The following is an 11141-nucleotide window of genomic DNA, read 5'->3' on the forward strand; positions in this document are numbered from 1 at the left end:
CCCTTACCTGCCCATGGTAATAAACAGTTACGTTCCCTTCCGTAGCTTTTTTCTGTTCAGGAACCGCTACATGCCAGGCATTGCCTTCTTTGGTGAAATGAAGCCTGCCTGAATGGTTAAATAAGATGCTGTCGATCACCAGGGGCTCCTGCAGGTCTATTTGCATCATGCGTTTGTGATTATCGCTTACCACCTTATAGGTGATGGTATTGGAGCCGCTGATCGTTTTACTTTCATAGTCCGGCTTAACGGTAATATCATATCGTATAAGGTCCCACCAGGCGCGTTCCGGGGTAATGCTGCCCCGTAATGTGTCTGCCCTGGTGAATACTTTGTTTGCAGGTGTTTGCGCTTTTGCTGTGGCGAATATTACCAGGCAAAGCAGGCTGGTGACATAGGTTTTAATTATATATTTTCCGCTAAGCGGGATGGCCGGCATTAAATTTTGCATAAACACTAACTTAACCATTAATTATCAGCAGGGCTTATTGTCTTTTGGCAGATGCTTTACCAAAATTAACCTATACCGGCCTGTTGCGTACCCTGTACACCTGGAAGTGAAAATATGGATGAACCTCCACACCATTCAGAAAGCCAGGGGTTTGTAACCGGCCTAAGCTTGTTGGCATGATTTTGTTACCCATGATTACGGACCAAAAACTATTTGTTATGGCACAGTATGATCCCAAGGAAAAAGAAAAAGATCTTAAGGGAAAACCCCAGGATTCTAACCTGAAACCAGATCCCGGAACAACGGGAGCTGAGCCGCAGGAACACATGGAAGGCCCTGTTTCATCTATTGTTAAAAAAGTAGGACAAGTGATGGATGATAATGATCAGGAAGAAGGGGCAGATAAATCAACAGCTGAAAAAATTGACGAGGAATAACATACGGGTCGGGGGTGAAGATCCCCTGTCTGATATTTGCAAAGCTCCGGTTAATAGAACCGGAGCTTTGTAGTTTTAGCCGCTTACCTTTCCGGCATTAAAAGTGATTGCGTGGTTAAACAGCTTCTTCACTTGCCTGGGCATTGGTCTTACCTTCCGCAATAATAGTGAGTAACGCATCCGTCTCTTTTTCCTGGGATAACACTTTTCTAAGCAGCTTTGCGATCTCCATCTGCCCCATGGTAGTAGCCAGCGTTGCAAGGCTGCCATAACAGGCAATTTCGTAGTGTTCAACTTTCTGGGCTGCAATGATCAGTGCTACATCCCGTTGCGCAGTACCTTCCTCTGTTTGATCTATTACCTTCCAACCTTCATCAAAAAGCCCCTGTAATCCAATACAGTGCTCTGCCTGGGGCGCTATCCCCATCAGCTCAAAAACCTGTTCCACCATTTTTACATGGTTTTCGGTTTGCATCCGGTGGGTTCCAAAGGCTTCCTGAAGGCTTTTCCCGGTGGCTGCAGCGGCCATCGTGGAAAGAACCGTTACCAGGTTTTGTTCTGCCCAGTAAATTTCACGCAGCATGGTTACAAAAAATTCCTGCAGCTTGTTGTCAATAGCTGTTTCCGTTAGGGTGTCAGCTGTTTCCGTTCGTGTTTGCATTTTAAGATTGTTTTAGGTGAATAATTGAAATCAGATAAGATAGCCCTGATTAAAACACTACCTGCCACAAATAATATTCCCGGCTGCTGGCAGGAGTAAGCGTAAACGCGCTGTAGTTGTGCCCGGCGTGGAATTACAAGCGTAAATGTGTACAAAATGTAACAGGTTTGAATCACCGCATTGTTCTTAACCCCATGATGGTTCAATAACTTTTCAGCAGTAGAACGAATATAGGTCTGCTTTTAAATGTATGGCATAAAAGTAGGGGAGGTAATTGTAATCATTATAGTTATGGAGTTTATTTCACCCTGGACTGTTGCAGCTCTTGAAATTTTTAGTCATTCCGGTTACAAAGAGATCTATCAAAGAGAAGGAGACCATTACACGTTTAGCGTTTTCTGCATACGGGAAACCCTCTGGATACAGGTTCAGTGGAAGGGCGGCGCACGTATTGCATTCAGAGCGGTATATGCACCACTGGATGAAATTGCATTACAGAAAACAAATAAAACCGATGATGCAGTTACCTTTGACCTGAGATCCGCCTCCGGTGACTTTACAGTAGCGCTGAATTTTTACCCGGATAACGACCGGTGCTTCCGTTGCACTACCAGCTTCACGCCGGCAATCCCTCTTCATCTGCATGCTTCGCCGCGCGACATTATTCCTCTGAAAGCAAGCGGCACAAAGGGCTGTGCTGAAGGAGAGGTATATGTAACTCAGTTCAGCGCCCGTTCCGGCCTGGTGTACTTTGGCGTTAAAGAACCTTCTTCCGGTTCTGTATTATATCTGCAAAACCTGACGGCGCTAAGCGACTATTGCGAAGCCACTCAAACCAGCGTTGCGGACAGCGTTGGCGGCGGCTGGCCTGAGATCGGATTTCAGCTTCCTCCGACAACCAGCGGTAAACCCCTGGCGGAAGGACGAGCTTATGTTATAAGCGACTTTTTTATTGCCCTGAACAATACGGTTTCAGATGATGAAGCTGTTAAGGCAAAACAGTTCATTGATCTGCTGTCTGACATTTATCTTCATTTACCTAAACCCGCTACCCGCTACCATAACTGGCTTAAAATACTGGAAAAATCATGGCATGATCTTGAGCACAGCGCAGGCCCCTGGACCCAGGTAAATGGCAAACCATATCTGAACGCTTATGTGTGCGACTACAAAACGCCCCCGGAAGTAATGGTACAGTTAGCCGTGCTGCTGCCCCTGATAGACTACCAGGAATGGAGCGGGCGGCATATGCAGATCGTTCCTGAGATAGCAGAGGGGATCCCGAATTTTTACGAGCCTGAAGTGGGTACCTTGCAGCGCTGGCTGCCGGCCGTATCAGACGGGCTTGACCGGAAGGAAGAACATAAGGTACCGGGTGTAATGGACAGCTGGTACCTGCATCATCCTTTAATGAATTTGTTGCGGCTGTTAAAGCGGGGCCACGAAGAGCTGCGTGGGATCATGTTAGCCTCACTTGATTTTTCCATCAAGGTAGCGCACCATTTCAATTACCGGTGGCCGGTGTTCTATAAAATGGACACGCTCGAAGTAGTAAAAGGAGAAACTGCACCCGGAAAGGGAGGTGAGCAGGATGTTGCCGGTATTTACGCCAAAGTAATGCTGCTGGCCTGGGAATATACCAACGACGAAAAATACCTGCAGGAGGCCATGACTGCCATCCGCTCGCTGAAGGGCAAAGGCTTTAAGCTTTTATACCAGGCAAACAATACCGCCTTTTCCGCTTATTCAGCTATCAAGCTATACAAACATACCGGGGAGGAAGATTTTCTTAACATTGCTTATCTCTGCATTGCCAATATTCTTAATCACGTATGGTTATGGGAGTGTAACTACGGATATGCAAAGGCATACCCTACCTTTTTTGCATTGTTTCCATTGAATACGGCTCCTTATACGGCGGTATATGAAGAAACAGAGGTGGTTTCCACGCTGCTGGATTTTTTGCAAATGAGCGAAGATGTTGAACAGATAGCACCATCTGTGCGGCTGCTGCTGGCAGAGCTTATCCGCTACTACGTATACCGTGCAGCCTATTATTATCCGCCAATGCTGCCGCGGGAAGTATTGACCAAAGAGGTAAAGACCGGTGAAATAGCGCCTGATATGTGGATTCCGCTGGAAGACCTGCAGGAAGGATGGAAGCAATCCGGAACCGTTGGCCAGGAAGTATACGGGGCAGGCCTGCCCTTTGCGCTTGTTCCACGGCACTATCATATACAAAAGGACATGCAGCTGAGCATATTCATTGATTATCCAACCATGGATTTCAACAGCTCCGGATCAGCTGTTACATTTAAGACTATGGGCGATGAACGCCTGTGCTGTGATATGCGCATTATGCCTTTAGATAACGCATCCATCCCGGATGGATTAACAGTAACCTGCAATGGAAAAAAGCTAAACAGCTCCTTATCAGAAAACGGTGCTATCATCTACAAAGTGCCCGGCAACCAGCAGGTGGTAATTAGCTAACCAGGCTGCAGGCAGTGTTTCTCTTCACACAACATCACTACAATTGACCGGCAAAGGGCTTTGCCTGCATTACCCGTGGCTTAACTGAATGCAAGCGCCGCATGGACTTTACCTTCACTTTTAAATTACGCCGGTAAGACCTGTTGTATGCTCACACTTAAAAGGGGATGCCCTGCCAGGTATAATGTTTAAAAGGGAAGTGCCGGTTTGCGCAGGCAGGCACATTAATAGCTATCTTTAGGGTAATAATTCCCGGATGGACTATTTCAGCACAATCATGGATAATGTTATCAGCGTGCTGAAGTTTCTTTTTTATTAGTGATATTGTATAAGATTCTACTCATGCCAGAAGATAAAACGTTATGAACAGTGTTGGCAACATTTCAAAAAAGATCAAAGAGGGGTTTATTGGTCAGCGAATGATCGTGCTTCCTCCCAACATAAAAAAGATTGTGCTCCGGAATGCGCTCATCAACCGTTTTTACCTGACCGATATGGGTTTTTACCCGCATGCAGTGAACCATGACCGGGAGCGCAAGGCCGGCTGCCACCAGTACATTTTACTGTATTGTATAGAAGGGAAGGGGACCATTTATTTGCCGGGCAATACCATTGAGCTGGTGCCCAATACATTTTTTATTATACCCAGGCAGGTGCCGCATCATTACAAAAGCTCACAGGAAGATCCCTGGAGCATTTACTGGGTACATTTTATGGGGGAGGCGGCAGACCATTTAACGGCGCGGTATTACCAGGACAAAAGCAGCCTGGTTTCTATACCTTATGATGAAAAAAGGATGCAGGATTTTGAGGAGATCTTTTCCATGCTGGAAAGCAGCTTCGACGAAAAACAGCTGGAGATCGCCAACATCAAGCTGTTTAACTATATATCCTCGTTCGTCTATTTTAAGGAAATTAACCCCTCGTACCAGGAGGATGATGTGATCTCAGATTCCATTGCTTTTATGAAAAGGAACCTGAGCCGCATGTTAACGCTGGAACAGCTGGCCAAACAGCAGCACTTATCGGTATCACAATATTCCAGGTTGTTTAAAACAAAAATGGGCAGCTCGCCCAACCAGTATTTCAGCCAGCTTAAGATCCAGAAGTCGTGCCAGTACTTATATTTCAGCGACCGCAATATTAAGGAGATCTGCGCGGAGCTTGGCTTCCAGGACCCATATTATTTTTCACGGCTGTTTAAAAAGCTCATGGGTAAATCACCGGCGTTCTATAAGAACCAGCATAAGAAGAGCTAGATTCAATTACGAATTATTTAATTACGAATTACGAATGGATTATGTTTTGTTGATGACAGTATGCATTCATTATAAGTTATAATTTATAGTTTATAACAATAATGCATACCCGGCACAAGGGCCTCATCCGCTGCATTCCAATTCGTAATTCGTAATTAAATAATTCATAATTATCACTCGTAGAGTGCCCTTATTTGCGCAACACTCACCTCCGTTGTGGGCCCAAACGCTTTGCTGCTCATATACTGCTGTAAGCTATAGCACAGCTGCCTGGCTTCCGGGCGTTTTGCCTGGTCGGTCAGCAGGTCAATGCCGGAAACAATTAATTTGCCTTTTCCAACCCTGCATTCAAACACAAGACCCAGCGGCCGGGCGGTTACCCAATCATCAATTACCCGTACAATAGGCTGCAGGCCTTTTTGCACTTCATCCAGCTTAATGGCGCCGGAGTGCGACATAGCATCCCACCACTGCCAGTTACTGAAACCCTGTGTAGGGAATTGTTTAAAAGCAGGGTGTGCGGGATCGCACAAAATACCTAAGCTTACCGGTGGCTGCTGATGGGTCCAGGCGGTATTCCAGAAAATGCTGGAAAACCCGATGGGGATATCGCCGCCTTTATCTGCCCTCAGGGCGCCCTGTTTAAGGGTCAGCAATACTTTGCCGCCGGCTTCCAGCGCATCCAGGGCTTTTTGATCCAGCCGTTGGGTAAGCAGCACCTGTGGGTCAGGTTGCGGCAGGGTAGCGGGGTACACAAATACATCCCAGCTATTCGTGTAACCGGCAACGTTAACGGCTAAGGTAAGCCGTGATGGCGTGGTCACTGCATCCAGCGCCACGTTGATGTGGCCCAGCTGAATGCCATTGCCAAAGGGAATATCTTTTTTATCCAGCACGCCCTTAAAAAGCACTTTACCTGCGCTGTTGCTGATAGTCCAGGATGGTGTGGTATTCGTTAACACTGCAGGGCCAAACTGCGCTATCTCTACAGGTACGCTTAAGCTTTCATTATTCAGGTACACCATTTTGGGCAGCCGTACCAGCGGCACCACAGCATTACAAAAACTGCGGTATTCTTTCCCGGTAACGTATCCCTTATCTTTCCAGAAAGGATTTAATACACCCACCAAAGCGGTGCCCTGTCCCGGAAAATCATACAATCCCAGTAGCTGAAAACCGCCGAAGCCGGGCGTGCGCAGGGCTGCCTCAATATCGGCCTTATAACATAATACCTGCAGCTTACCGGAAGCGTACAGGAAATCGTGGGCCAGCTTTCCCATGCCGTTCTTTTCCAGCTGATCCCGGAAGATCTCAAAGTTCTTTGCTTTCAGCACACCGTCGTATTGTTTGATCTCGTTAAAATCAGGGTATACGCACCATTGCCCAATTTCATGGCTTACGGTAGGATGCTGCCACTTTTTTATCATAGCCGACCAGTCATAATCCGTACGCGGCGGCTGGCCGTTAATAATACTTTTCAACCCTTCGCCCCAGCGTTGTATACGGGGATCAGGGGTGCTGTTAAAATCACTTTCGGAAATAATGGGCCAGCCTGCGCCGGTGGAGTACAGCCGCCGGGTATCCCTTTGTTTCCAGTATTCCACAAATTTTGTCAGGTACTGGGTATGATGTTTACCAGCCGGTTCATTTCCATACAGCAGTATGCAAAAAGAGGGATGGTTGCCATACGCTTTTACGATCTTCCTGCTTTCTTCATAAATGTATTCATCCAGCGGTTTGCCGCTGCCGATCTCCGAACCCTGGTTAGCCCAGGAAGAGCATTCTATATGCAGGTAAAAGCCCATACGGTCTGCTGCTTCAAAAGCGGCATCCGGCGGGCACCAGGAGTGAAAGCGTAAATGGTTTAATCCGTATGATCTGCAGATCCTGAAAATACGCATCCAGGCAGCAGTATCCGTAGGCGGGTAACCGGTTTTGGGGAACACCGCACATTCCAGTGTACCGCGTAAAAAAGTAGGCCGCCCGTTAATGCTGAACTGTGTATCATTGGCGGCAAATTCCCGCATGCCAAACAGTACACGGCTTTCATCGGTTCCCGGCTGATCGGAAGTAAGCGCCACTTTCATGCTGTACACATTGGGGTGGAACTCATCCCATAAAGCAGGATGCTGCCCCATGGGGTACACCACTTTAAGCACCGTCGTTTTATCTACCTGCTCCTGCGCCATTACGGGCTGCAGCTTTTCTGTAGCCGCTTTGCCGGGCAGCGCCTGTAGGGTTACTTTGGCTGCAGCCGGTTTACCACTGATGTTATTTACTGTTATCAGCGCGGTTACATTGTTTGCTTTCAGATCCGGGAACAGCTGCACATCGCTGATGTAAACGGCGGGTTTGTCCCGGATCACCATTTTGCCAATGATGCCGTTCCAGTTGGTTTGCGTATGGTCTGATATGCTGTGCGAATTCTCGCCCGGGTCAATGTCCTTTACCCGGTTATCTACCCGGATGCTAAGCTTATGTTTGCCGGGCGTTAACAGCGCCGACAGATCATAGGTGTGCGCAGTGGCCAGGCTGTTTTGCATGCCTGCATACTGATCATCTACCCATACGCTGGTTTCCCAGTGGCAGCGTTCCAGGAAAAGCTCCAGGTGCCGCCCCTTCCAGGAAGCAGGTATGTCAATGGTTTGCTGGTACCAGGCCGCTCCTTTATAATATTTGTCGGGCTGCAGCCAGAACGGAACTTTTACCTGGCCCGGTACCCGGTATTTATTGAATGCGGGATCCCGGAACCAGGTGGAATCTACAATGCCGCCGGTCCAGGGCGTATTCACCGTTATGTCATTCCCCTTTTTATTGGTGGTCATGGAACCAGGCAGGGTAACGGTTTCCTTCAGTTCCCGGGTATACCATTTCTGCGTAACACCTTCATCCAGGGAATCGGTTTGAAAGCGCCATTTCCCGGAAAGGTTTATTTCAGCTTTTCCCGGCGGCTGCTGCGCCCGGGCCATCCATACGGATGTAAACAATAAGTATGTACTAAAAAACAACGTGGCTGTTCTCTGCATGGTATTAATACGGTTTATAAAAAATAACTTACCAGTTTGTGTTCTGCTTCATTTGCGGGTTGGAATTTATTTCCGCCTGCGGAATGGGAAAATAATCATGTTTACCTGCAACATAAAATTGTTTGCCTACTTTATCGCTGTTGGTAAGCTCCTGTTTCAGCAGGCCCCATCTTTTCAGGTCATAAAAGCGGTGGTTTTCCCTGGCAAATTCAAGCATGCACTGGTGCCTGATCTCGGCCATCATCTGATCCTGGCTTAAGCCGGCCGCCAGCGGCGCTAAATTAGCCCTGTCCCGTATTTGTTTCACGTAGGGGTAAGCTTCGGCGGGTTTGCCCTGCATGGTTACGGCTTCTGCCAGCATCAGCAGCACATCGTCATACCGGAGCGCCCGCTCATTATTGCTGGAGGTGTAGTTGGATGCGCCGCTGGCGCCTGTGATCTCATCATTTTGCGTATAGTTCTGGTATTTTTTAATTAAAGTGCTATAGCCGAAGATGAGCTTAAAAGCGCTGAACGGTTTATTATAAAAGGTAGCGCCGGGGTAATCCCATACTAATGTGGCATACATACGCGGATCAAAATCATTGCCCAGGGTCTTTTCTTTTTTGAACTCGTTGAACAGCTTGTCCGTTGCGCTTACCTCAAACCAGCCGGCTACTTCAGCGGGGGCAAATTCCTGTGCGGTGGTAACGCCCAGGCTCTGCGCTGCGTTTTCCCCTGCCCATGGATTGGTGCCGCCAACATCGCCCAGCTGGATCTCAAATACCGATTCAATATTGTTCTCTTTTGTAACAATAAAGTTATCGCCATAATTGGGCATCAGCTGGTAGGTGAAGGGCGCCTGGGTAAGCTGTGTTAATGTAGCCACTGCACCTGCCCAGTCTTTGGTAAATAAATTTGCCTTGCCCAGGTAGGCCAGCGCAGCGCCTTTGGTGGCCCGGCCAATCCACTGTGAAGGGTAGGATACCGGCAAAGCAGCAGCAGCTTCGGTAAAATCCTGTTTTGCCTGTTTCCATACATCAGCTTCCGGTGATTTAGCTACAAAATAATCATCCTTGCTAACAGGCGTTTTCAGGTGAATGGGTACATCGCCGAAGTTTATCACCAGTATAAAATAGTTCAGGCCCCGCAGGAACTTTGCTTCTGCTATATAGGAGGCTTTTGCATCGGCTGCCAGGTCGCTTACCTTATCAATATTTTCCAGGATCTGGTTGGCGCGGAAAATGCCGCGGTAACAAACGTTCCACAGGTCATTGGGGGTACCGTTATCCGGTGTATTGGTAAAGGTGGATAGCTGGTACAATGCGGCAACATCATTACGGATAAAGAAATCATCGCCCCGGCCATTGCCCAGCTCAATCCCCCGCACGGCCCAGAAACCGCCATTCACATCGCGCAGCAGCCCGTAGGTGGCGGCAAAAGCGCTTTGCACATCTGCTTCAGTTTTCCAGTAGGTTTCTGAAGTGATCTGGTTCGGGTTCACCAGCTCCAGGGTGCTTTTTTTGCAGGCCAGCATCAGCGTCATGGCTGCTATAAGAACAGTAATATTTTTCATACGTGTCGGTATTTCTGGTTGACTAAAGTGTTAATTGCAATCCAAAAGAAAGCGTGCGGGCAATGGGATAAGCCACGTGCCCAAAATCCACGCCGCGGTCAAAGATGCTGCCGGTACGGCCAATGTCCGGGTTAAAGCCTTTATAGCTGGTTACCGTGAAAAGGTTGTCGGCGCTTACATAAGCACGCAGGGAAGTGATCTTAAATTTGCTTTTTAATACATCCCCGATGGTGTACCCGATCTGCAGCGTTTTCATGCGCAGGTAAGAGCCGCTTTCCAGGAAGCGGGTTGAGGTACGGTCGTTAAAGTTCGGATCATTGGTTACTGCGCGTGGCATGTCGGTATGCTTTTCCGGCGTCCATGCATTGAGGGTGCTGCTGGCGTAGTTGAACTCAAGGCTCATGCTTTCCAGGTCCTGGCGCAGGCCATTATAGATCTTGTTCCCGTGCGTGCCCTGGAAATAAGCGTTCAGGTCAAAATTGCGGAAGGATGCGTTGATGCCAAACCCGTATTCAAAAGAAGGGAACGGACTGCCGGCATATATTTTATCCTCATCATTGATCTGTCCATCGCCGTTAGCGTCGAAGAATTTAATATCGCCCGGCGCAGCGTTAGGCTGTATCAGGGTGCCGTTCTTATTGTACGCATCAATCTCCGCCTGTGAATTAAAGATGCCATCGGCCTTAATAAGATAAAATGCAGTAATAGGGCCGCCTGCTTCTGTTAAAGTGCTGGAAGCGCCATGGTGGGTAGGCTGTCCGCCAAAGATCTGTTGCGACCCTGTGCCCAACTCCAACACTTTATTTTTTACTTTAGAAAAGGCGCCGAATACACTGTAATTCAGCTCTCCTGCGTGATCAGAATAGTTGAATCCCAGCTCAAAGCCGTTGTTCCTTAAACGGCCTGCATTCACTACCGGGTTAGCGGTGGAGCCGGCCGAACCGGGAATGGGTACGTTCAACAATACATCGTCGGTATTTTTAATGAAATAGTCGGCCGCTATACTCAGCCGGCCCTTGAGGAAACCGGCGTCCAGTCCAATGTTAGTGGTTTTGGTGCTTTCCCATTTTATGTTCGGGGAAGAGAAAGCAGTTTGGATAGCGCCAAACCATTTCTGCTGGTCAGCGCCGGTTACGTAATTAATATTGGAAGCAACGGCTGCGCTGTATTGATAGTCCATGATCTCCTGGTTACCCAGTACTCCGTAGCTGCCTCTTAACTTTAAATGTGAAATGACATTGTTCAGGGACGTAAAGAAC

At 48.0% G+C, this 11141-nt stretch carries 7 protein-coding genes and 1 pseudogene; 3 read left to right on the top strand and 5 right to left on the bottom strand.

The genetic code is table 11. From position 1 onward, the window contains the following. A pseudogene (locus tag VIM87_RS19125) lies at nucleotides 1–451 on the bottom strand (hypothetical protein); the annotation flags it as partial. Nucleotides 452–669: 218 nt separating this feature from the next. Here VIM87_RS19125 and VIM87_RS19130 point away from each other — a divergent pair. Then, the gene (locus VIM87_RS19130; RefSeq protein WP_331998547.1) at nucleotides 670–888 is read left to right on the top strand and encodes a hypothetical protein; all 219 of its coding nucleotides are present in this window, start codon (nucleotides 670–672) and stop codon (nucleotides 886–888) included. Nucleotides 889–1003: 115 nt separating this feature from the next. On the opposite strand, the gene VIM87_RS19135 is transcribed toward VIM87_RS19130, so the two are convergent. Next, nucleotides 1004–1549 (bottom strand): ferritin-like domain-containing protein, encoded by a 546-nt coding sequence (locus VIM87_RS19135; protein WP_331998548.1) that lies wholly within the window; start codon nucleotides 1547–1549, stop codon nucleotides 1004–1006. A gap of 291 nt (nucleotides 1550–1840) precedes the next feature. Here VIM87_RS19135 and VIM87_RS19140 point away from each other — a divergent pair, with 291 nt between their 5' ends. Then, a complete protein-coding gene (locus tag VIM87_RS19140) occupies nucleotides 1841–4042 on the top strand; it encodes a hypothetical protein (protein WP_331998549.1) in 2202 nt (733 codons plus the stop codon). A 362-nt stretch (nucleotides 4043–4404) separates the two neighbouring features. After that, on the top strand, nucleotides 4405–5301 hold the full coding sequence (locus tag VIM87_RS19145) for an AraC family transcriptional regulator (RefSeq protein WP_331998550.1): 897 nt from the start codon (nucleotides 4405–4407) through the stop codon (nucleotides 5299–5301). A gap of 173 nt (nucleotides 5302–5474) precedes the next feature. Here the strand turns inward: VIM87_RS19145 and VIM87_RS19150 are convergent, their stop codons facing one another. The 3 genes from VIM87_RS19150 to VIM87_RS19160 form a co-directional block, all read right to left on the bottom strand. After that, the gene (locus tag VIM87_RS19150) at nucleotides 5475–8327 is read right to left on the bottom strand and encodes a sugar-binding domain-containing protein (protein ID WP_331998551.1); all 2853 of its coding nucleotides are present in this window, start codon (nucleotides 8325–8327) and stop codon (nucleotides 5475–5477) included. A gap of 28 nt (nucleotides 8328–8355) precedes the next feature. Then, nucleotides 8356–9882 (bottom strand): RagB/SusD family nutrient uptake outer membrane protein, encoded by a 1527-nt coding sequence (locus VIM87_RS19155; RefSeq protein WP_331998552.1) that lies wholly within the window; start codon nucleotides 9880–9882, stop codon nucleotides 8356–8358. 22 nt (nucleotides 9883–9904) lie between these two features. Then, nucleotides 9905–11141: TonB-dependent receptor domain-containing protein (locus VIM87_RS19160; RefSeq protein WP_331998553.1), on the bottom strand; the 1237-nt coding region annotated here is incomplete at its 5' end.

It is taken from the genome of Chitinophaga sp., assembly GCF_036569125.1.
GTDB lineage: Bacteria > Bacteroidota > Bacteroidia > Chitinophagales > Chitinophagaceae > Chitinophaga.